Source organism: Psychrobacillus sp. L4 (assembly GCF_042944905.1).
GTDB lineage: Bacteria > Bacillota > Bacilli > Bacillales_A > Planococcaceae > Psychrobacillus.
Genome location: NZ_CP168496.1, coordinates 2,332,601 through 2,356,207, shown reverse-complemented (window position 1 = coordinate 2,356,207; position 23,607 = coordinate 2,332,601). Strand labels below are relative to the sequence as shown.

Sequence of the window (23,607 nt, the reverse complement as noted above, 5' to 3'; positions counted from 1 at the left end):
GTCTATGTCGGATCATTTGTTAAGTTTGGATGAAATGGAACAAGTAGATGACTATTTTGACAAGGGCTTTAAAGTCCATTCAGTACAGGAAAATTTAAGCGGGATGTTTGTCGAGTTTAAACGGCAGGAAGAAGAAATAACTTTGCAGATTGTGACTGCCGAAGCGCGTAAATATTTTGCGGCAAAGCTCCTAGAACAAACCCTGTTGTAAAAAGGTATGTCAATTTAATATGAAGTGGCGAAAACTCTATTCTATTACATACTAGAATAGAGTTTTAATGTTATCTTTTTATCTTCATTATCCTCCTGGGGACGTAATATAGTAAAGTATGAAGCAATAAAAAAGGTTGTAAATGTTGTTTATTCAACATTTACAACCTTTTTTTCAAAGAAAAATATAAAGGGGATTATTTGAATTTAATGATTCATGAATAATTCTCTTTATCATATAGTATATGAATGATGAAAACTTTGTTACTTGCAACATTTAGGTTAGCATCTGTTGTTTGAGTGAATCAGTCGCCTTAAAAAAGTTAAATAAAGCTTGCAAAATGTTAGATTTCCATTATACTAATTAAGTAGCTAAATTTGGTCACGATGAATATATTGTTCCAAAGATGCTAAAATTTCTTTGTTCTTAAGTCTCAGTAGCTCAGCTGGATAGAGCAACGCCCTTCTAAGGCGTCGGTCGGGAGTTCGAATCTCTCCTGGGACGTTTCTAGGCTCTGAAAGAATCATTTAGAGTCGACATCAAAACGCTTCAATTCCTAGTTATATAGGGAATTGAAGTGTTTTTTTTGTTTTATGAGAATTCCTTTAAAGTAGATAGAGTTTTAAGTTTAAGCATACATAGTACTCACCTCATTATTTGAATCTCATTTCTTATTTAAATTTTCCGCTCTTGCTATTTTTTATATAAATAAGTCCTTAGCCAAACCTAAATTGTTCTATTTTCAGCTGAGTAATCATATACTCTTTCTAAAATACAGAATATTTAAAATTCTATAGTTTAATATTTCTTTACAATTATTACTCATTTAGAATTGGGTTATGAGAAAGAAAAAGAAAGGGGATAATTTTCTTGCAAACGACAATTTTTACAAATGGCAATATTTACACGATGAATCTCAAAAAACCTTTTGTACAGTGCTTGGTTACGAGTAATGAAAGAATTATTGATATGGGATCTTCCGAAGCGTTGTTATTACAATGGGGTCGAAATGGAACAACTATAATTGATTTAGAGGGAAAGACGGTAGTTCCGGGTTTAATCGATAGTCACCTTCATATATCTAGTGTCGGTATCAATGCACAGGAACTTGATCTTACAGGTGTAAAGTCAAAAGATGAATTGTTGACTCTTATTAAAAATAAATCGGTTACATTACAACCTGGCGAATGGATTTTAGGACGTGGATGGGATGAAAATGTCTTTCCTGATAAGCAAATTCCCACTATTCAAGAACTAGATTATGCAGCGCCGTTTTTTCCGTTATTTCTACCAAGAGTATGTGGACATGCATTTTTAGTGAATACGAAAGCACTATTTCTAAGCGGATATCATCCGGAAATGGCTATTCCTTACGGTGGTATGGTAGTAATTGATCCGACTTCTAAAAAGCCGACTGGCCTATTGTTAGAAACGGCATCGACGATTGTAACAAAGCATATTCCTAAAAAAAGTTACATGCAGTTAAAAAATGCTCTAAAGATAGCGATGGAAGAATCGGTTCGTTTGGGATTTACGAGTATTCATACAAATGACCCTAATTATTTAGGGGGTGCAATCCAAACTTATAAATTATTTGATGAACTTGTGAACAATGAAGGCATTGGCCCGAGAAGTAATCTTTTAATAGACTATGCCTATCTAGAGGAATTAAAAACGGCAGGTATGTCTACTGGTTTTGGAAATAATAAAGTAATGATTGGCGCGATCAAAATTTTCGCGGATGGTGCCCTTGGGGGTAGTACAGCACTACTTTCCAAACCATATAGTGATGCTCCCACTAATTCAGGGAATGCCATGTATAGCCAAAAGGAACTGTTGGATATTATTCGAGATATACGTGCACAGAATTTGCCTGTTGCAGTTCATACGATAGGTGATCAGGCATTGACAAATGTATTGGATATATTAGATCAATTTGAACCTGCTAAATACCGTGATCGGCTTATTCACGTCTCGATATTGAACGAAAATCTAATTGATAGACTAGTAAATCCAAATAGAATTGCAGATGTTCAACCGAAGTTTGTCTCAAGTGATTACCCATGGATTATCGAAAGATTGGGGGAGGAGAGATCGAACTGTTCTTATCCCTTTAAAACACTTCTGAAAGCAGGGGTTTTATGTGCGGGAGGTTCTGATGCTCCGATTGAACCTTTAAATCCATTACTGGGAATGCATGCAGCCGTTACACGTAAGAAAGTGGGGGAAACGCACAATGGATACAATCCACAAGAGAAATTATCGATGTTCGAAGCTGTTCAATTATTTACAATAGGAGGTGCTTATGCAACGAACGAGGAAAATGTGAAGGGTACGCTTGAAATAGGAAAACTATGTGATATGTCAGTTCTGTCGAAAGACTTATTTGAGATGAAATCAGCTGATGAGCTTTTGTCCACGGAAGTTGAAATGACAATTATCGGCGGAGAAATAAAATATAGAAAATAGCATAAGTAAAGTAAAAATGGTGACACCAATTCTTAAAGGGGGTATGGATAGTGGATGCTATACTTGAAACAATTGTTGGTTGGCTATGGGGATTACCGCTAATTTTCACAGTGTTATTTGTAGGTTTATATTTTACGATAGGGAGTAAGTTATTTCAATTCGGTTATTTGCCTCATATATTCAAAAATACGTTCGGGAAAGTATTTTCCAAAAGAGATAAATCGAAGGATACAAAAGGAATTCTAACACCTTTTCAAGCAGTTAGTACTGCTATTGGTGGCAGTGTCGGAGTAGGGAATATCGGAGGCGTAGCAACGGCCATTGCAATAGGAGGACCAGGAGCCGTTTTTTGGATGTGGCTTACAGCGCTTCTAGGAATGATCACCAAAACTGTGGAAGTATCACTTTCTGTGTATTACCGGAATACGGATGAAAAAGGAAATCCGTATGGTGGACCGACTTATTATATGGAGAAGGGGCTTGGTGAGGAAAAGAAGTTTAAATATTGGAAAGTACCTGCTATTCTTTTCGGTTTCGGCATCTTTACGACATTTTTTATAACACTACAAAACTATACGATATCTGAAGCGGTAAGTTCTACTTTTAATATTGGCATGATTCCTTCATCGTTTATTTATCTAACGATTATTTATATTATTATTTATGGTGGAATAAAGAGAATTGGTGAGATTGCTTCTTTGCTTGTTCCTTTTATGTGTATGTTTTATGTGTTAGCAGGTCTATTTATCATTTTTAAGAATTATTCTGAAATAGGACCAGCATTCGCACTAATTTTTGATAGTGCATTTTCTGGAGCGGCAGCTGTCGGTGGTTTCACGGGGGCTGTTATTGCTCAAGTGATTCGAATGGGAGTAGCGCGATCAGTTTATAGTAACGAGGCTGGTTGGGGTACTTCGCCGATGATTCATTCTACAGCGAAAACAGATCACCCCATTAAACAAGGAATGTGGGGAGCGGTAGAAGTTTTTATTGATACGATTATCATTTGTTCCATCACAGCTTTTACCATTATTATAACTGGGGTATGGTCATCCGGTCTAGATGGTGCTGCGTTAACACTTTCCGCATTTGAAACAGGAATTGGTCAATTTGGCCGTTATATTATTGCGATATCCATCTTTTTGTTCGGGTTAACCACATCTACCGGTTGGTACACGTATTATGAAATTTTGTTGCGGCACCTGTTCAACGATAAGAAGAAGATTACACTCAAGTATAAAATTTTGACCGCTTTTAAATGGCTATATCCAATTCCAGGTTCCTTGATGGTAATTTACGCAGTAAACTATAATCTACCTGGAAAAGCCGTTTGGTATTTTGCTGATATAACTACAGCCATACCGACATTTGTAAACTTAGTTGTTATTTTAATATTAAGTAAAAAGTTTTTCGAGTTACTTCGGGATTATAAAGCCCGATATTTGAATATAGGAACCATTGATCCAAATTTCAGTGTCTTTTATGAAGACAAAGTGAAGAAAAAGAAAAAGTAACTTTCAAATAGTAGAGCGACCGCAAAGAATTTACACTTTGCGGTTTTCTTGAGAGAGCATGTATATGAAATCGATATACTAAAGATCCAGTATTCACTTTAATCCTACAATGGCTTGATCTTATTTGTTATTCCTTTTACCGTACACAATATATATGAATCAGTTGGCAGATAATTAGAGTTGGTGGAATCTGAAAAAAATAGATAGCATCTATAGATAAAAAAGCGCAGAGCGGACGAAATTGCATCTTCGTCCGCTTTTAAAAGAATAGGAAATTATCTAATCTCTTATTAACCAAACCTTAAGCACCTTGTCTCTACATATTTCAAGAGGGCGACGGACAAACATCTGCCACAAGATTACCGAAAAAAATGGCTCGTGAAGTGACGCAGTCACTTCACGAGCTAAATTACTAGGGTAATAGTGTAGCCAGTGTTTCGTCCAAAGCACTCTGGTAATACTAAAGACAAGATGCGCTTGAAAGTCGCTTGCGTTTTTCTTATCCCAAGAAATGGTGAAGACCAGTCCAAAATTATCACCGACTAAAACAGCTTTTCTATTTGTACTTATCCAACATTTAAGTTTTAACCCTCCTTTTCTCAAAGATAGGAGGGTATTTACAATTATTTTTTAAGAAAGCATAGGAAAATAGTACAAAATGATATAGTATATACTTATACATATCGATGGTAAAGGTAGGCGAGTAAAATGAAGGATAAAAAATATGGCCTAATAAACAATGAAAATGTTATCGTCTTTCCAGGAATGGTGAATAAACTCATAAATGATGGTTTAGCCTTTGCGGAAGAAAATAATTATTTGGAAGCAGCAGGATGCTTTGATGAAGCAAAAAAGTATGTGGAACTAGATGATACGATCTTAAGTGTCTACATACTTACTTTGTTAGAAACAAAACGTCAACTAGAAGCTAAAGAAATTTGTGAGAATTTATTGCAGAAAAAATCTCCGATGCTCGAACAAATTGTTGAATTGTACTTGACCATTTTACTTGATTTGAAAGACTATAATGAAGTAGATACCTTATTAAACAAACTGCTTGTGGACAAAAGATTTTCAAAAGAACGAAAGAAAAATTTCCTTCAGTTAAAAGAATTGAGCGGAAAACTTGCAAGGGAAAAAGAAAATCAACTACACATGGGTAATTCTATTTCTCCAAATGTTGAGGTAGAAAAGTTCAAAATAGACGTATTTACCAAGCTACGTTTAGAAGAACAGGAACAATTATTGCAAAAGTCTTTTTTGGCAGATGTCACAGAAGCTTTACCAGATATTATAAAAATTGCAGAAAGTAAAAAAGTCTATCCTGCAGTTCGGACACTGGCTTTATTAGTACTAGGAGCAATTGGTGAAACAACCGAAGTAATAATTGAAAAGTTTGGTTTTAAGGAAAAAATCAATCCTGTTACACCCCCGGCTCCAAATGCTGTGGATCGAATAGAAAATATAAATTTATGCGTTCATAAATTGTTAGAAAAAACTCCTTCTAAATTTGAAATGACTGTTGGGCTAGTTCATAGTCATGCGTATGCATTATTCCCATTTGATTGGGTAGGATATAGTGATGAAGAGGTAGCAGAGGGCTATATAAATTTTGTAGATACATTATTAGGAATGGAAAACGGCCAACCAAATGATTTATATGAACTCATCAAATTAGTGGACGATTCTACAGCAATAATAGATAATGATAAATGTTGAAAGTCTATTCAACTATGCTATAATATACAAGTTGTCAATATAATTAGTGAAAACCTGTCCTGTTACTAATTTTTACAGGCTGCTAAATTATGTAATTTATTTTTGGAGGTAGAATATATGTCAGTAAAATGGGAAAAACAAGAAGGTAATAATGGTCTGTTAACAGTGGAAGTTTCTACAGATGTAGTAACTAAAGGTTTAGATCAAGCATTCAAAAAAGTAGTAAAACAAATCAATGTACCGGGATTCCGTAAAGGGAAAATGCCACGTCCAATGTTTGAAAAAATGTATGGCGTAGAATCTTTATACCAAGATGCTTTAGACTTCATTCTTCCAGAAGCTTATGGAAATGCTGTTGACGAAGTTGGAATTGATCCAATCGATCGTCCTGAAATCGATATCGTAACAATGGAAAAAGGACAACCGCTAGTATTTACTGCGAAAGTTGTTGTAAAACCAGAAGTTACTCTTGGAGATTACAAGGGTTTAGAAGTAACTAAATTAGAAACAGAAGTAACAGATGCAGAAATTGAAGAGCAACTTCAAAGCCAACAAGTTCGTTTAGCAGAACTAGCTATAAAAGAAGATGCAATCGTTGAAGGAGATACTGCTGTAATCGACTTTGAAGGATTTGTTGGAGATGAAGCATTTGAAGGTGGAACTGGAACAGACTACTCTTTAGAAATCGGTTCTAACACTTTCATCCCAGGTTTTGAAGAACAGTTAATCGGTTCAAAAAATGGCGAAGAAAAAGACGTAACTGTAACATTCCCAGAAGAATATCACGCTGCTGAATTAGCTGGTAAAGAAGCTGTATTCAAGGTTACAGTGAAAGAAGTAAAAGGAAAAGAACTTCCTGAGTTAAATGATGACTTTGCAAAAGAAGTAGATGCAGAGGTTGAGGGTATCGAAGGATTACGTGCTAAACTTAAAGAAGTAACTGCTGAAGAGAAAAAACAATTGGCTGAACAAACGCTTCGCGATGATCTAGTAGAAGCTGCTGCTGAAAATGTAACAGTTGATATTCCAGAAGTAATGATCGAAACGGAAACGGATCGTATTCTACAAGAGTTTGGTCAACGTTTGGAACAACAAGGTATGAACTTAGATCTTTACTATCAATTCTCTGGTCAAAGTGAAGATGCACTGCGTGAACAAATGGCAGAAGATGCTAAAAAACGCGTGAAAGTTTCATTAACACTTGAAGCAATTGGTGAAAAAGAAAAAATTCAAGCAACTGAAGAAGATATAAATGCAGAACTTGAAAAAATGAGTGCACAATTTAATATGCCTGCTGAAGACATAAAAAAAGCACTTGGCGGTACTGCGGTACTTGAAAACGATCTACGTTTCCAAAAAACGGTTGACTTCTTAGTCGAAAACGCAAAAATTTCATAATTCGAGTAAAAAGCGTTATAATAAATAGAACAAGGTACAGTAAAAATGTCTGTGCCTTGTTTTATCTATACATAGATTTTCCGACATTAACAGACATACTTAAACTTATTATTTGATTCCTTCTAAAGAATCTTGTAAGATAATTGCTTGAATAGGGGTGAATATTTTGTTCAAATTTAATGATGAAAAAGGGAACTTAAAATGTTCTTTCTGTGGTAAACCACAAGAACAAGTTCGTAAGCTAGTTGCAGGACCAGGTGTATATATTTGTGATGAATGTATCGATTTGTGTTCTGAAATTGTAGAAGAAGAACTTGGTGTAGAGGAAGAAATAGAATTTAAAGAAGTTCCAAAACCAAAAGAAATATTATCCATACTAGATGAATATGTAATCGGACAAGAGCGAGCAAAAAAATCACTTGCAGTAGCTGTTTATAACCATTACAAACGAATTAATTCAAATAGCGTAATTGACGAAGTGGAATTATCTAAATCGAATATTGTATTAATAGGTCCAACAGGTAGTGGTAAAACATTACTTGCTCAAACGCTTGCGCGTATTCTGAATGTTCCATTTGCGATTGCAGATGCTACGTCTTTAACTGAAGCGGGTTACGTGGGAGAAGATGTAGAAAATATTCTTTTAAAGCTGATTCAGTCAGCGGACTACGACATTGAACGAGCAGAAAAAGGGATTATTTATATCGATGAAATAGATAAAGTAGCACGTAAATCTGAAAATCCTTCCATTACGCGAGATGTTTCAGGTGAAGGTGTTCAACAAGCACTTCTTAAAATCTTAGAAGGCACAGTAGCTAGCGTACCACCTCAAGGAGGACGTAAACATCCACATCAAGAATTCATTCAAATCGATACAACGAATATTTTATTCATCGTTGGAGGAGCATTTGATGGAATAGATCAAATTATTAAACGTCGTTTGGGCGAAAAAGTAATTGGATTTGGAGCAAATCCCAATAAAGTAGAAGTAGAAGCAAGTTCCGTACTTGGTCAACTTATACCAGAAGATTTGTTGAAATTCGGTTTAATACCAGAATTTATTGGACGTTTACCAGTATTGGCAAGCTTAGAACAATTAGACGTTCCAGCGCTTGTACAAATTTTAACGGAACCTAAGAATGCACTTGCAAAACAATATCAAAAAATGATTGAGCTCGATAATGTGAAACTAACATTTGAAGAGGATGCATTAGTAGAAATAGCGAAACAAGCAATTGAGCGTAAAACAGGTGCTCGTGGACTTCGTTCGATTATTGAAAACATAATGCTTGATGTTATGTTTGAGCTGCCATCAAGAGACGACATTGCAGAGTGTGTTGTGACAAAAGAAACAATCACGGAAAAAGCAACACCAAAGCTTTTGTTAGCAGATGGAACTGAAGTAGAAAAAGATAACGAAAAAACATCGGCTTAAATAAGCCATTGAAATAAGCTGGCTTCCAATATGCGCTTGCTAAGTGCAATCAAGGATGTCAGCTTTTTCTCCTTATTTATATTCATAGAACAGCGGGAGAAGTCCGCTTAGACTAAACAGCACTAGATAGGATTGGTTTACTGTTTAATTAGTGAATAAATCGGACAGAATTAGACGGAGGTGACTTTCCAAAATGACGGAAAAAAATAAGACGTATTATCCTGTATTACCACTACGAGGCTTGTTGGTCTATCCGACGATGGTTCTTCATATTGATGTCGGCAGAGAACGTTCTGTAGCAGCTTTAAATGAAGCGATGTTACGTGAAGAAAAAGTGTTTCTTGTTGCGCAAAGAGATATGAATTTAGTACAACCAACTGTGGAAGATTTATACGATGTTGGAATTTTAGCAAACGTCAAACAAATGGTGAAGTTACCAAATGGAACATTTCGAGTATTAGTGGAAGGTTTACAAAGAGCCATTTGGGATGAATACAAAGAAAGAGAAATGTACGATGAAGTTTCGGTGTCTGCCTATATTGAGCCGGTAAAAGCAGACCAAGAAGACGAAGCGCTAATGCGAACTTTAATACATAATTTTGAAAAGTATTCAAAGGCATCGAAGAGCGTATCAGAAGAGACTTATAAGTCGGTTGTAGATATTGCAGAACCTGGAAGACTTGCGGATATGGTTGCTTCGCATTTACCATTAAAAGTGTCAGGTAAACAAGAAATTTTAGAAATTATGGATATAAAAGAGCGTTTAGAAACATTAATAGGCCGTTTGTACAATGAACAAGAGATTCAAAATTTAGAAAAAAAAATTAGCAATCGTGTTAAAAATGCAATGGAAAGAACACAAAAAGAATTTTATCTTCGAGAACAAATGAAAGCTATTCAAACAGAGCTTGGTGATAAAGAAGGTAAAACCGGTGAAGTTGCAGATTTGAAAAAAAGAATTGAGCATGCAGGTTTACCTGAAACGACGAAAAATAATGTATTAAAAGAATTGGATCGTTATGAAAAACTTCCAACTCAAGCGCCAGAAAGTGGCGTCATTCGAAACTATATTGAGTGGATTGTTTCGATTCCATGGTCCAAATCAACAGAAGACACGCTTGATATTAAAAAATCAGAACAAATATTAAATCGTGATCATGAAGGTTTGGAGTCAGTGAAAGAAAGAGTTTTGGAATATTTAGCTGTTCGTCAATTGACTAAATCGCTTCGTGGTCCAATTTTGTGTCTAGCAGGACCCCCTGGAGTAGGTAAAACCTCTTTAGCAAAATCGATTGCAGAATCATTGGGCCGTAATTTTGTTCGTATTTCGCTAGGAGGAGTTCGCGATGAATCAGAAATTCGTGGGCATCGCAGAACATATGTAGGGGCAATGCCGGGACGGATTATCCAAGGAATGAAAAAAGCAGGAACGATAAATCCGTTATTTTTACTAGATGAAATTGATAAAATGTCAAATGATTTTAGAGGAGATCCTTCTGCAGCTATGTTAGAGGTATTGGATCCAGAGCAAAATAATACATTTAGCGATCATTATATCGAAGAAACATATGATCTATCAAATGTTTTGTTTATCGCAACTGCTAATGATTTAAGTACAATTCCAGGTCCACTACGTGATCGAATGGAAATAATTTCTATCGCAGGTTACACGGAGATAGAAAAACTGTCCATTGCAAAAAATCATTTATTACCAAAGCAAGTGAAAGAACATGGTTTAACTAAAACACAACTTCAAGTGAAGGATGAAGCGATTGTAGACGTAATACGCTATTACACACGTGAGGCGGGAGTAAGAAGTTTAGAACGAGTTCTTGCAAATATGTGTAGAAAAGCTGCACTTCAGATCGTTTCTGGTACGAAAAAACGTGTAACCATCACATCGAAAAATATTGAAGAAACAATTGGGAAGAAAAAGTTCCGTTATGGACAAGCAGAAGTGGAAAATCAAATCGGGGTGGCTACTGGGCTTGCTTATACTACTGTGGGAGGGGACACGCTTCAAATTGAAGTTTCTTTATCACCTGGTAATGGCAAGCTACAGTTAACTGGTAAACTTGGAGATGTGATGAAAGAATCGGCGCAAACGGCTTTATCGTTTGTCCGATCCAAAGCTGAGAAAATCGGAATTGACCCTAATTTTCATGAAAAATTTGACATTCATATACACGTCCCAGAAGGAGCAGTTCCAAAAGATGGACCTTCTGCTGGAATTACGATTGTCACAGCATTAGTTTCCGCTTTATCTAAACGTCCAATTCGAAGAGAAGTGGGAATGACAGGAGAAGTTACACTAAGAGGTCGAGTATTACCAATCGGTGGTTTGAAAGAAAAAACATTAAGTGCACATCGCGCGGGTCTTACGACGATTATTTGTCCGAAAGACAATGAGCGCGATATTGAAGATATACCAGAAAGTGTTAGAGAGGTCTTAACTTTTAAGCTTGTTTCCAATGCTGAAGAGGTACTTCAAATAGCATTAGAGGAGTGAGAGCATGAAAGTGAATAATGTAGAACTATTAATAAGTGCTGTAAGACCAGCACAATATCCAGAAGGAGATTTACCGGAATTTGCCCTAGCAGGAAGATCCAATGTTGGGAAGTCATCTTTCATTAATAAAATGATTGGTCGAAAAAGCATGGCACGCATTTCATCAAAGCCTGGGAAAACACAAACATTAAACTTTTATAAGTTAGAAGAAGATTTGATCTTTGTAGATGTACCAGGTTATGGATATGCAAAAGTTTCTAAAACCGAACGCGCTGCATGGGGGAAAATGATTGAAACGTATTTCACATCTAGGGCTATTTTAAAGGCAGTTTTATTAATTGTCGATTTAAGACATCCACCTAGTGCAGATGATTGCATGATGTATGACTTTTTGAAGCATTATAATATCCCGTGCATTGTTGTTTCTACCAAAGCAGATAAAATTCCAAAAGGTAAATGGGATAAACACAAGAAAATGGTGAAAGATGAACTGCAAATGGATAAGAATGATCCTTTAATTGTTTTTTCATCTGAAACAGGACTTGGATTTGACGCAGCTTGGGCAGAAATTGAGTGTAGAATGTAATTTTAGATTGCTGAAAAATGCTAATCGCTAATAAAAAAAGATTATAACTGATCATTTAGGGAATAATAGCCTATAAATGATCAGTTTTTTTGAAATAATAAAGTATTATATTAATTAGTTAGTGGAACTTAAAAAATGGAGAAAGTCTATTGATAAAGAAGCCCTGCGCGGACGAAATTGTATTGTCGTCCAAAGCACTCTGGAAATAGTAAAGACAAAATGCACTTAAAGGACGAGAGCGTCTCTTCTTGAAGATTAAGAAAGTATATAGATTTTCATACTCCAAAACCAGTGTTCATAGTACTTTTAAGAATTAAATAATACCGCGGATTTCCGATTCAGGTGGACGCTTTCCGCGGGGCGAGCGATGAGCCATCACCGCCGCATTCGCGTCGCTTGCGATGTCACATCTGTCTCACTCATCCCGCTGGAGTCGCCACCTTTCACTACAATCCATTTAGTGAGTAGTACCTAACCAGAAGATTTTGTCCAGTTATCGCTAAGAGGATAGAATCAGTTGAAGTAAACGCAGTAATCATGCCACCCTGTAATCGTTGTTGAATAAGGGATGCTATTGTTTTTAAAATTTTGGTGAAATTTTGTGCATCCGGATAAAATGTAATTCTCTAACTGATGTTCATAGGATTTACATGTCATCTATCTTGCTAAGCAATTATTATTTTCCCCATACTAGTTGATTGGAGCGGAGGCGGCGACTTCTGCGGGAATAGCATGAGCGGAAGGCCCCGCAGGAACGCAGTGACGAGGAGACTGAAGCCGTGCCCGCGAAAAGCGTCCGCCATAGCGGAAATTAGACGGTATTTCTAAGCTACTCTTTTTAAAAGGACCGGACGTCTTTTTCCCTGTTTTTCTTAAAATTTATATTTCTCATTATTTGAAAGGTAAATAAGTCATCATTATTGTTAACTATTTAGAATAATGCGTCTTTTGGAATTGTGGACAGATACCTTGAAATGACACAACAAGTTTGATAAAATTATTTTATAATCATTCTAATCTAGGGACGTTAATTTCATAGCTTGTTCACAATTGGTTCAAATCATGTGAAAACGCTATGGTATAATTGGATTAATGAAATGAACGTGAAAGGGTGACATGATCCCATGCATACAATCGTGGTAGGTGTCAATTACCGTACTGCTCCCGTGGAAATTCGAGAAAAGCTTTCTTTTGTTGAAACAGAGCTTCCGAATGCCATGCAAGCATTGCAGGATCAAAAAAGCATATTAGAAAATGTCATTGTCTCTACTTGTAATCGCACGGAAATTTATGCGACCGTAGACCAATTGCATACAGGAAAATATTATGTGAAGCAATTTTTAGCTAACTGGTTTGATATTCCTTTAGAAGACATATCTCGTTATTTATTTATTCATGAGGATGATCAAGCAAATAATCACTTATTCCAAGTGATAGCTGGTATTGATTCGATGGTTCTTGGCGAAACACAAATATTAGGACAAGTGAAGAGAAGCTTTTTAGATGGACAAGAATACGGGACGACTGGAACTATTTTTAATCAGTTATTTAAACAAGCAGTAACATTTGCTAAACGTGCTCATGCAGAGACTTCCATTGGCGAAAATGCAGTATCTGTATCTTATGCAGCGGTAGAACTTGGAAAGAAAATTTTTGGTTCATTGAACAATAAACATATTGTAATTATTGGTGCTGGAAAAATGGGAGAGCTTGCTATTCAAAATCTTCATGGTAGTGGAGCTGGCAAAGTAACCGTTATTAACCGGACATTTGAGAAAGCGGAAGTATTAGCATCTAAATTTGATGGTACTGCAAAACCGATGGACGAGCTCCAATGTGCGTTGTTAGAGGCGGATATTTTAATAAGTTCAACAGGTGCAACCGAGTACGTTATTGACTATGAATTGATGCAGTTTGTAGAACGTCTTCGTAAAGGTAAACCTTTGTTTATGATAGATATAGCAGTACCTAGAGATTTAGATCCTCGTATCGGGGATTTAGCGAATGTATTCCTATACGATATTGATGATTTACAAGGAATTGTAGAAGCAAATTTAGCTGAACGAGAACGTGCAGCTGCTGAAATTAAGACAATGATTCAAACAGAGTTAAAGCAATTTAATGATTGGGTTACAACATTAGGAGTTGTACCAATAATTTCTGCGCTAAGACAAAAAGCAACTCGTATTCAGGAAGAGACAATGGTTTCTCTTGACAATAAAATGCCGAACTTAACAGATCGAGAACGTAAAGTATTAAACAAACATACAAAATCCATTATTAATCAGCTGTTAAAAGAGCCAATTCTACAAGTAAAAGAATTATCGACGGCAAAAGAGTCCGTGCAACAACTTCAATTGTTTCAACAAATCTTTGGGATTGAAGAAGATGTACAAAAAGAGATTATGATGCAAGCTGAGAGAGAAAAGATAAACTTAAAACAAACTTTATTGGCATCCCAAAAATTAAAAGAAGAATTATCCTATTAGTGAAGTAAAAAGGAGGCGTTTTTGTATCTGTATGTGTCATAATAGATATAGAAAACGTCTTTTTACATATTAAAAATACTCAGTGACTGCACAGTGCCACTTCCCACAGCGGGAAGACATAGGCGCTTCGGCTTTTTAAAAAATAAAGGAGCTTATTATGACTGATCTTGCGATGACAAGGCTACACGAGATTATGGTCATTCTACAATCCGTTAGCCTTGTTTTTTACTTTGTTGATTACCTAAATAAAGATCGTAGCGCGCATCGTATTGCAGTGTGGCTACTTTCCATCGTGTCGCTGTTGCAAACGATTTTTTTAGTTATGTATATTATAGAAACAAAGAGATTCCCAATTTTATCGCTATTTGAAGGGATTTATTTTTATGCATGGCTTATTATTACACTATCCATTATATTGCAATTAGTTTTTCGACTTGATTTGCCGGCGTTCTTTTTAAATATTATTGGATTTATTTTTATGACCATACATACATTCGCGCCAAATCAATTAGAACAAACAGCAGTTGGAGATGGCCTGCGATCCGAATTATTAGTTATTCATATAATATTTGCGATGTTAGCGTATGCTGCATTTTCACTTTCGTTTGTTTTTTCATCATTATATTTAATTTTGTATCGTGTGCTCAAAAAGAAAAAGTGGTCTAAACAATTTTCTAGATTACCTTCCTTGACTCAAGCCGAAACTGGAATGACCTTAGCAATATTAGTAGGCATTCCACTATTGTTTGTAAGTTTGGTTCTTGGGTTACAATGGGCATATGTATCATTAAGTGTTTTTTCTATTTTTGATTTTAAGATTGTTAGTTCCTTAGTATTATTGATCATTTATATCGTTGTTCTTCTTTTAAGAAAACAAGCCAGATTTAAAGGAACAAACTATGCATGGATTCACATATATGCATTTTTATTTGTATTGATTAATTTTTTATTGATTAGTCCATTATCCCAATTTCATCTTTGGTAATAAGAAAGGTAGAGAAATAATGCGTAAAATTATTGTCGGTTCTAGAAGAAGTAAATTAGCTTTAACACAAACAAATTGGTTTATTCAGCAATTGAAAGATATTGGAGCACCTTTTGAATTCGAAGTAAAAGAAATCGTAACAAAAGGCGATCAAATTTTAGATGTGACCTTATCGAAAGTTGGAGGCAAAGGTCTTTTTGTAAAAGAAATTGAACAAGCACTTTATGACAAAGAAATTGATTTTGCAGTACATAGTATGAAAGATATGCCTTCCGTATTACCACAAGGCCTAGTAATGGGGTGTACACCTAAACGTGTGGATGAACGTGATGCTTTTATTTCGAAAGCACATGTGAAATTTGCAGAGCTTCCAAAAGGAGCAGTTATTGGGACAAGTAGCTTAAGAAGAAGCGCGCAACTCTTATTATTACGTCCAGATATCGAGATTAAATGGATAAGAGGAAATGTAGATACGAGACTCCAAAAGCTTCAAGACGGCGAGTATGATGCCATTATTCTAGCAGCAGCAGGTCTAAAACGCCTTGGTTGGAGTGATGAAGTAGTGACGGAGTATCTATCCATTGAAGATTGTGTTCCAGCAGTAGGACAAGGTGCGCTTGCAATTGAATGTCGTGAAGAAGATGCAGAATTACTTGCGGAGCTTAGAAAACTATCTGATGAAGATACGTGGAATGCTATTCATGCGGAGCGTGCATTTTTAGCTGCGATGGACGGCGGATGCCAGGTGCCGATTGCAGGACATGCAGTGATTAATGGCGATGAAATTACCATGACTGGTTTGGTTGCAGCACCTGATGCATCTGTTGTGTTTAAAGAAGTAGTGACGAGTAAAGATGCAGAAACGGCTGGTAAAGAAGTGGCGCGTTTAGTAACAGAGCAAGGAGCATATGACCTAATTCAAAAAGTGAAGGCAGATTTGAATGTTTAACAAGCCTTTATTAGGTGAGAACGTCCTATTTACAGGGATTTTAAGATCTTCGGAAGCCGTGGATCTTACCCTTCATTTTGGAGGAAATCCTATCGTTGCACCGCTCATTGAAACACAAGAAATTGTTTCTCAAACGGATGAGCAACAATTGTTTGAATGCAAAGCTTATGACTGGTTAATCTTCACAAGCCAAAGCAGTGTAGATGCTTTTCATTTGAAAATGATAAAGTATGGTCTAGACCCTTTCATGTTCCAAGGGAAAATTGCAGTTGTTGGTTCGAAAACGGCATATGCTGTCAATAAAATAGGACTAAAAGTAGCTTTTACGCCTTCTATTTTTAGTGCAGATGTTTTTGTGCAAGAGTTTCCTGCCATTTCTTTTTCGAATGAAAAATGTATGTTTTTCAAAGGAAGTTTAGCGAAAGATACGATTACAAAAGGTTTAGTCAATCATGTAGATGAATGGATCATTTATGAAACAGTAGAAGTGGAAGAAAATATAGCTCAAGTGAGTGTATTAATAGAAAGCAAAGAAAACTGCTCCATTATCTTTACAAGTCCATCTACAGTAAATGTTTTTCATCAACATATCGGGGATCGAACAGGGTACGAAGCATTAACGATTTGTGCAATCGGTCACATTACAAAAGAATACTTAGAATCATTAGGTGTTGCAGTACATGTAATGCCTAAAACTTATATATTAACAGAAATAATCCATGCATTAGCAGAGTTGAAAGGAAGAGAATTATGACAGAATTATTATTTCAACGTCATCGTCGATTAAGAAAAACAGCTGGAATACGAGCAATGGTCAAAGAAACATATTTACATAAAGAGGATCTAATCTACCCAGTTTTTGTTGCAGAAGGAAAAAATATTAAAAATGAAGTGGCTTCCATGCCAGGTGTTTTTCAATTTTCTTTGGATCGTTTAGGGGAAGAAGTAGATGAAGTAGTTGGCTTAGGTATTCCATCTGTTATTCTATTTGGTCTTCCACTAGAAAAGGATGCAGTAGGAACGCAAGCTTTCCATGATCATGGAATCATTCAAGAAGCAACGAGGTTCATAAAAAAACGTCATCCTGGCTTAGTTGTCATCGCGGATACTTGTTTATGTGAATATACAGATCACGGACATTGTGGAGTAGTAGATGCCAGCGAACAAATTTTAAATGATCCATCCCTTGATGTATTAGCAAAAACGGCAGTTAGCCAAGCACAAGCAGGAGCAGATATTATTGCACCTTCTAATATGATGGATGGATTTGTGGCTGCGATTCGTCAGGCTTTAGATGAAGCAGGTTTCGCTGATGTACCGATTATGTCGTATGCGGTAAAATATGCTTCGGCTTATTATGGACCATTCCGTGATGCTGCCGACGGGGCTCCTAAATTTGGGGATCGTAAAACGTATCAAATGGATTACGCTAACCGTATGGAAGCAATTCGTGAAGCTTCATCCGATGTGGAGGAGGGAGCAGATTTCTTAATCGTGAAACCAGCTCTAGCTTACTTAGATATCATTCGTGATGTGAAAAATAACTTTGATACACCAATCGTAGCTTATAATGTAAGTGGTGAATATGCAATGGTAAAAGCAGCTGCGATTAACGGCTGGATTAATGAGAAAGAAACTGTACTAGAAACGTTGACAGGGATGAAACGTGCGGGGGCGGATATCATTATGACATATCATGCAAAAGATGTTGCGCGTTGGTTGGAGGAAAAATAATGACTAAATCATACGAGTTATCAAAACAAGCATTTACAGAAGCGAAAGAATTAATGCCAGGCGGAGTAAATAGCCCAGTACGTGCATTTAAATCGGTGGATATGGATCCGATTTTCATGGAAAGTGGAAAAGGAGCTATTCTTACAGATATCGATGGCAATGAATATATCGATTATGTGCTATCTTGGGGACCACTTATTTTAGGTCATACAGAACCAAATGTCGTAAAAGCAATTCAACAAGTTGCGGAAACCGGTACAAGCTTTGGTGCATCGACTTTAATTGAGACCAAACTAGCAAAACTTGTGATGGAACGTGTTCCGTCTATTGAAATGGTACGTATGGTTTCTTCCGGAACGGAAGCGACCATGAGTGCACTTCGCTTAGCGCGTGGATATACTGGGAAAAATAAAATACTGAAATTTGAAGGTAGTTACCATGGTCATGGAGATAGCTTGCTCATTAAAGCTGGTTCTGGTGTTGCTACACTAGGTTTGCCAGACAGTCCTGGTGTTCCAGAATCCATCGCAAAAAATACGATTGCGGTGCCTTATAATGATTTAGAAAGTGTACGTCACGTATTCGAAAACTTCGGAGATGACTTAGCAGCTGTTATTGTTGAACCAGTTGCAGGGAATATGGGGGTTGTCCCTCCAGTAGAAGGATTCTTAGAAGGTCTACGTGAGTTAACCGAACAATATGGAACAGTTTTAATTTTTGATGAAGTTATGACAGGATTCCGTGTTGGATACAATTGTGCGCAAGGTTACTTTGACATTTCACCAGACTTAACATGTCTAGGTAAAGTAATCGGCGGAGGTCTACCGGTAGGGGCGTTTGGTGGTAAACGTGAAATCATGGAAATGATTGCACCAAGTGGTCCTGTCTATCAAGCTGGAACGCTTTCTGGTAATCCACTTGCAATGACAGCTGGATACGAAACATTAACTCGTTTAAATGAAGATTCGTATAAGCATTTCATTAAACTTGGTGATTTACTCGAAAAAGGCTTCCGTGAAGCAGCTACAAAATACAATATTCCACATACTGTGAATCGTGCTGGTTCTATGATTGGATTCTTCCTTACGAATGTTGATGTTATTAATTTCGAAACTGCCAAAACATCTGATTTGGAGCTGTTCGCCAAGTATTTCCGTTTAATGGCTGAAGAAGGTATTTACTTACCACCTTCTCAATTTGAAGGATTGTTCTTATCAAGTGCTCATACAGAAGCACATATTGAAAAAACGATACAAGCTTTCCACACGGTATTCGAAAAACTATCAAGAAAATAAAGAACAAGAAGCCTCGTATTTATTTGCGAGGCTTTTTCATATTTTAAGAAGTTCAATCATAAGTTGTCCTATATGAAGGAGGATGACTAATGGAAGTAAAAGTGTGGGACGAAAAAGAACAGTTTCTTTTTCCAAAAAGTTTTGGAGTACCAAAAGCAGTGAAAAAGGTGGATGTTACTCCGCAATTTGAACATAAGGTAACAGAAGAGTCGATTCAAATAGTAGGCATCTATCATATTACCTGTCACGTCGAATTCGAAGAGGGAGAACATGCACATCATGCAACGAGTGAGTTTACACAAATTGAAGATTTAGATGTGCAGGGAGAAGTAGGTTATTTTGAATATGCTGTTCCAATGAGTGTGGAAATAGCAAAAGATAAAGTACAACCTGGCTGTTCTCCAACCTTGAACGTTAAACATGTCAATTCCAATACAACAGAACATGCATCCATTGAAATTGCTTGGTTAGTTCGTTGTGAATACGAAGGGCCAAAAGAAAATAAACAAGAATTAGTACAAAAAGCAGAACAAAATGTAAAACCAAAAATTCCAAAAGAAGTAGAACAAGTAGAAAGCTCAATTTTAGTAGAATCAGAGCTTCAATTTATATTAAATTTAGATGATGGGATGTCAAAGCTTACATTTCCATCAAATTATATCCCTGTAAAACAAAAAGCAGAGCAATAACAAAAAGGCAAGTATAATAAAATCCCAACTTGTCGGTATGATTAATACACGTATTGTTTGAAATCCACAAATAGGAATAATAATTCCTTTGCAGTAAAAACGTGTTATCCGTAACCATACGGGTAGTAATAAAGGGTTATATCCTCTTCTCATTGCATTTTCTCCTTTCACGAATTCGACTTAACACTTGACTTGACGACATAACCTGAAATTAGGTACAATATGAACAACTAAATAAAGATGCAATGAATGGGAAGAGTAAAATGAACTGGTTATCGAAAGAAAGGAAACAACTTGCTGAAATGTTTCTGTTAATCACCATTTGAAGGTAGCCCACGAGCAGCTTTTGTGAACGAATAGTAACAAATGCCGGTTTGAAGCCGTTATCTAATTGAGAGCGTGATGCATTCTTTTTGCATCTGCGAATAAAGGTGGTACCGCGAACAAACTCCTTCGTCCTTTAGTGACGACAGGAGTTTTTTTATATTCTTTTTTAGGAGGAACAGCCAATGACAAACGAGACAACAATGCCAACGAAGTACGATCCGCAGTCGATTGAAAAAGGTCGCTATGAGTGGTGGCTAAAAGGAAAATTCTTTGAAGCGCATCCGGAAAGTGAGAAAGAACCTTATACCATCGTAATTCCACCACCAAACGTAACAGGGAAATTACACTTAGGTCACGCTTGGGATACTACATTACAAGATATTCTAATACGTATGAAACGTATGCAAGGATATGATGCACTTTGGTTACCTGGGATGGACCATGCCGGTATTGCAACGCAAGCAAAAGTAGAAGAAAAGCTGCGCTCTGAAAATATTACACGTTATGATTTAGGACGTGAAAAATTTGTCGAAGAAACATGGAAATGGAAAGAAGAGTATGCTGGTCATATTCGTGCACAGTGGTCAAAATTAGGGCTAGGATTAGATTATTCACGTGAACGCTTTACATTAGACGAAGGGCTTTCAAATGCTGTAAAAGAGGTATTTGTAAAGCTATATAACAAAGGTTTAATTTATCGTGGTGAATATATTATTAACTGGGATCCTGCAACAAAAACTGCACTTTCTGATATTGAAGTCATTCACAAAGATATACAGGGTGCATTCTATCATATGCGTTACCCACTAGCAGATGGTACTGGTTCAATTGAAATCGCAACAACTAGACCAGAAACAATGTTAGGTGATACGGCGGTTGCGGTTCATCCAGAAGATGATCGCTATAAACATCTTATCGGAAAAACAGTTATTTTGCCTATTACTGCTCGTGAAATTCCAATCATTGCAGATGATTATGTAGATATGGAATTTGGTAGCGGAGCAGTAAAAATTACACCAGCACATGACCCGAATGACTTTGAAATTGGTAACCGTCATAATTTAGAGCGCATTTTAGTAATGAATGAAGACGGTACGATGAATAAAAACGCTGCAAACTATGATGGAATGGACCGATTTGCTTGTCGTAAACAAATCGTTCAAGATTTACAGGGTGCTGGTGTTTTATTCAAAATCGAAGAACATCTTCACTCTGTTGGACATTCAGAACGTAGTGGAGCGGTTGTAGAACCATATCTATCTACACAATGGTTTGTTAAAATGCAGCCACTTTCTGATGAAGCAATTAAATTACAACAAGCAGAAGGAAAAGTGAACTTTGTACCGGACCGCTTTGAAAAAACCTATTTACAATGGATGGAAAATGTACATGACTGGTGTATTTCTCGTCAATTATGGTGGGGTCACCGAATTCCAGCCTGGTATCACAATGAAACTGGAGAAGTATATGTTGGGCACGAAGCACCAGCAGATGCTGAAAACTGGAAGCAGGATAATGATGTATTAGATACATGGTTTTCTTCTGCATTGTGGCCATTTTCAACACTTGGCTGGCCGGATAGTGAAAATGAAGAGTTTAAAAAGTATTACCCAACGAATACACTTGTTACCGGTTATGATATTATATTCTTCTGGGTTTCCCGTATGATTTTCCAAGGAATCGAATTTACAGGCACACGTCCATTTGAAGATGTTTTGATTCACGGTTTAGTTCGTGCGGAAGACGGTAGAAAAATGTCGAAATCACTCGGAAATGGTATTGATCCAATGGAAGTGATTGAAAAGTATGGTGCCGACTCTCTTCGCTATTTCCTAAGCACTGGCTCATCTCCTGGGCAAGATTTGCGTTTCTCTACAGAGAAGGTAGAAGCGGTTTGGAACTTTGCCAATAAAATTTGGAACGCATCTCGTTTTGCATTAATGAATATGGATGGTTTAAAATTTGAAGAGATTAACCTAAACGGTAAAAAATCAGTTGCAGATGCATGGATTTTAACTCGTTTAAATGAAACAATTGAGCAAGTTACACGACTTTCTGAAAAGTATGAATTTGGTGAAGTAGGCCGTGCGCTTTATAACTTCATTTGGGATGATTTCTGTGATTGGTATATCGAAATGGCGAAACTTCCTTTAAATGGAGAAGATGAAGAAGCGAAAATGATGACACGTTCAGTGTTAGCGTATGTATTAGACAATACTATGCGATTATTGCACCCATTTATGCCTTTCATTACGGAAGAAATATGGCAAAACCTACCGCATGAAGGGGAGTCTATTACAGTATCTGCATGGCCAACTGTAAATGAGGGGCTTTCCAATAAAGAAGATGCTGCTAGTATGAAGTTGCTAGCCGAAATCATTCGTTCAGTACGTAATATTCGTGCAGAAGTGCAAACGCCAATGAGTAAAAAAGTGCCATTGTACATTTCAGCAAAAGATGCTGATACATTAGCAGTATTAGAAGCGAATGCAAAATATTTAGAACGCTTCTGTAATCCAGAGCCGTTAGTAATCGGTCAAGGAATCGAAGTACCAGGTCAATCCATGTCAGCAGTTGTAACTGGGGCGCAATTATTCTTGCCATTACAAGGACTAATTGATATTGATGCGGAAAAAGCTCGTTTAGAAAAAGAATTAGAAAAATGGGCGAAAGAAGTGAAGTTAGTGCAAGGAAAGCTATCGAATGAACGATTCGTTTCCAAAGCACCAGATGCAGTTGTAGCGGAAGAACGTGCAAAAGAACAAGATTATTTAGAAAAACATGCAACTGTTATGAAGCGTTTAGAAGAATTGAGAAATATGTAAGTATAAGAAGAGTGAGCTGAATGATTAATTCGGCTCACTCATTTTTGTGGGCAAGGAAAATGTAAAGTGGTTTGAATAGCACATGAATCGGATTAAGCACCACATAAACTGTTTTGAATACCACATACCTATGCTGAGCGCCACATAACTAGGTTTGAATACCACATATCCATGTGAGCACCACATAACTAGGTTTGAATACCACATATCCATGTGAGCACCACATATATAGGTTTGAATACCACATACCCAGGTTGAGCGCCACATAACTAGGTTTGAATACCACATATCTATGCTGAGCGCCACATAACTAGGTTTGAATACCACATACCCATGCTGAGCGCCACATAACTAGGTTTGAATACCACATACCCATGTGAGCACCACTTATATAGGTTTGAATACCACATACCCAGGTTGAGCACCACATAAATAGGTTTGAATACCACATATCCCAAGTTGAATACCACATA

General features: G+C 36.7%; 16 protein-coding genes, 1 tRNA gene and 1 other annotated feature. All 17 genes read left to right on the top strand.

Annotated features, from left to right (window positions below; translation table 11 throughout):
* The first annotated feature begins 4 nt into the window (after positions 1-4).
* Entirely contained in the window at positions 5-211 is a 207-nt protein-coding gene (locus ACEPXG_RS11350; protein WP_391202281.1) for a hypothetical protein, read from the top strand.
* 430 nt (positions 212-641) lie between these two features.
* A tRNA-Arg gene (locus tag ACEPXG_RS11345) sits at positions 642-715 on the top strand.
* A gap of 366 nt (positions 716-1,081) precedes the next feature.
* Positions 1,082-2,680 carry an amidohydrolase gene (locus tag ACEPXG_RS11340; RefSeq protein ID WP_391202279.1) on the top strand — a complete coding sequence of 533 codons (1,599 nt, stop codon included), beginning with the start codon at positions 1,082-1,084 and terminating at the stop codon, positions 2,678-2,680.
* Between the two features lie 50 nt (positions 2,681-2,730).
* Positions 2,731-4,194: an alanine/glycine:cation symporter family protein gene (locus tag ACEPXG_RS11335; RefSeq protein ID WP_391202276.1), complete on the top strand. Its 1,464-nt coding sequence runs from the start codon at positions 2,731-2,733 to the stop codon at positions 4,192-4,194.
* A 708-nt stretch (positions 4,195-4,902) separates the two neighbouring features.
* Positions 4,903-5,913 carry a hypothetical protein gene (locus tag ACEPXG_RS11330; RefSeq protein ID WP_391202273.1) on the top strand — a complete coding sequence of 337 codons (1,011 nt, stop codon included), beginning with the start codon at positions 4,903-4,905 and terminating at the stop codon, positions 5,911-5,913.
* A 117-nt stretch (positions 5,914-6,030) separates the two neighbouring features.
* Positions 6,031-7,311: a trigger factor gene (gene tig / locus ACEPXG_RS11325; RefSeq protein WP_391202270.1), complete on the top strand. Its 1,281-nt coding sequence runs from the start codon at positions 6,031-6,033 to the stop codon at positions 7,309-7,311.
* A 166-nt stretch (positions 7,312-7,477) separates the two neighbouring features.
* Positions 7,478-8,746 carry an ATP-dependent protease ATP-binding subunit ClpX gene (clpX, locus tag ACEPXG_RS11320; RefSeq protein ID WP_391202267.1) on the top strand — a complete coding sequence of 423 codons (1,269 nt, stop codon included), beginning with the start codon at positions 7,478-7,480 and terminating at the stop codon, positions 8,744-8,746.
* Between the two features lie 193 nt (positions 8,747-8,939).
* A complete protein-coding gene (gene lon, locus ACEPXG_RS11315; protein ID WP_391202264.1) occupies positions 8,940-11,255 on the top strand; it encodes an endopeptidase La in 2,316 nt (771 codons plus the stop codon).
* A 4-nt stretch (positions 11,256-11,259) separates the two neighbouring features.
* On the top strand, positions 11,260-11,841 hold the full coding sequence (gene yihA / locus ACEPXG_RS11310) for a ribosome biogenesis GTP-binding protein YihA/YsxC (protein WP_391202261.1): 582 nt from the start codon (positions 11,260-11,262) through the stop codon (positions 11,839-11,841).
* Positions 11,842-12,965: 1,124 nt separating this feature from the next.
* Positions 12,966-14,330 carry a glutamyl-tRNA reductase gene (gene hemA / locus ACEPXG_RS11305; protein ID WP_391202259.1) on the top strand — a complete coding sequence of 455 codons (1,365 nt, stop codon included), beginning with the start codon at positions 12,966-12,968 and terminating at the stop codon, positions 14,328-14,330.
* A gap of 157 nt (positions 14,331-14,487) precedes the next feature.
* Complete coding sequence (locus ACEPXG_RS11300) at positions 14,488-15,315, top strand: inner membrane protein YpjD (protein ID WP_391202256.1); 828 nt, start codon at positions 14,488-14,490, stop codon at positions 15,313-15,315.
* Positions 15,316-15,334: 19 nt separating this feature from the next.
* On the top strand, positions 15,335-16,264 hold the full coding sequence (gene hemC, locus ACEPXG_RS11295) for a hydroxymethylbilane synthase (protein ID WP_391202253.1): 930 nt from the start codon (positions 15,335-15,337) through the stop codon (positions 16,262-16,264).
* The gene (locus tag ACEPXG_RS11290) at positions 16,257-17,018 is read left to right on the top strand and encodes a uroporphyrinogen-III synthase (RefSeq protein ID WP_391202250.1); all 762 of its coding nucleotides are present in this window, start codon (positions 16,257-16,259) and stop codon (positions 17,016-17,018) included. Before hemC ends, ACEPXG_RS11290 begins: the two co-directional genes overlap by 8 nt.
* A complete protein-coding gene (gene hemB / locus ACEPXG_RS11285) occupies positions 17,015-17,998 on the top strand; it encodes a porphobilinogen synthase (protein WP_391202247.1) in 984 nt (327 codons plus the stop codon). The genes ACEPXG_RS11290 and hemB overlap by 4 nt, the downstream gene beginning before the upstream one ends.
* Positions 17,998-19,293, top strand: a complete 1,296-nt coding sequence (hemL, locus tag ACEPXG_RS11280) for a glutamate-1-semialdehyde 2,1-aminomutase (RefSeq protein WP_391202244.1) — start codon at positions 17,998-18,000, stop codon at positions 19,291-19,293. Before hemB ends, hemL begins: the two co-directional genes overlap by 1 nt.
* An 89-nt stretch (positions 19,294-19,382) precedes the next feature.
* Complete coding sequence (locus ACEPXG_RS11275) at positions 19,383-19,982, top strand: hypothetical protein (protein WP_391202242.1); 600 nt, start codon at positions 19,383-19,385, stop codon at positions 19,980-19,982.
* Between the two features lie 236 nt (positions 19,983-20,218).
* Positions 20,219-20,446, top strand: a binding site (T-box leader).
* Between the two features lie 45 nt (positions 20,447-20,491).
* Entirely contained in the window at positions 20,492-23,134 is a 2,643-nt protein-coding gene (locus ACEPXG_RS11270; RefSeq protein WP_391202239.1) for a valine--tRNA ligase, read from the top strand.
* Positions 23,135-23,607: the final 473 nt, after the last annotated feature.

Coding starts and splice junctions, on each gene's coding strand:
- ACEPXG_RS11350 (WP_391202281.1), top strand. CDS start 5: ATGTCGGATCATTTGTTAAGTTTGGATGAAATGGAACAAGTAGATGAC.
- tig (WP_391202270.1), top strand. CDS start 6,031: ATGTCAGTAAAATGGGAAAAACAAGAAGGTAATAATGGTCTGTTAACA.
- ACEPXG_RS11300 (WP_391202256.1), top strand. CDS start 14,488: ATGACTGATCTTGCGATGACAAGGCTACACGAGATTATGGTCATTCTA.
- hemC (WP_391202253.1), top strand. CDS start 15,335: ATGCGTAAAATTATTGTCGGTTCTAGAAGAAGTAAATTAGCTTTAACA.
- hemL (WP_391202244.1), top strand. CDS start 17,998: ATGACTAAATCATACGAGTTATCAAAACAAGCATTTACAGAAGCGAAA.
- hemB (WP_391202247.1), top strand. CDS start 17,015: ATGACAGAATTATTATTTCAACGTCATCGTCGATTAAGAAAAACAGCT.
- hemA (WP_391202259.1), top strand. CDS start 12,966: ATGCATACAATCGTGGTAGGTGTCAATTACCGTACTGCTCCCGTGGAA.
- yihA (WP_391202261.1), top strand. CDS start 11,260: ATGAAAGTGAATAATGTAGAACTATTAATAAGTGCTGTAAGACCAGCA.
- lon (WP_391202264.1), top strand. CDS start 8,940: ATGACGGAAAAAAATAAGACGTATTATCCTGTATTACCACTACGAGGC.
- ACEPXG_RS11290 (WP_391202250.1), top strand. CDS start 16,257: ATGTTTAACAAGCCTTTATTAGGTGAGAACGTCCTATTTACAGGGATT.
- ACEPXG_RS11270 (WP_391202239.1), top strand. CDS start 20,492: ATGACAAACGAGACAACAATGCCAACGAAGTACGATCCGCAGTCGATT.
- ACEPXG_RS11275 (WP_391202242.1), top strand. CDS start 19,383: ATGGAAGTAAAAGTGTGGGACGAAAAAGAACAGTTTCTTTTTCCAAAA.
- ACEPXG_RS11330 (WP_391202273.1), top strand. CDS start 4,903: ATGAAGGATAAAAAATATGGCCTAATAAACAATGAAAATGTTATCGTC.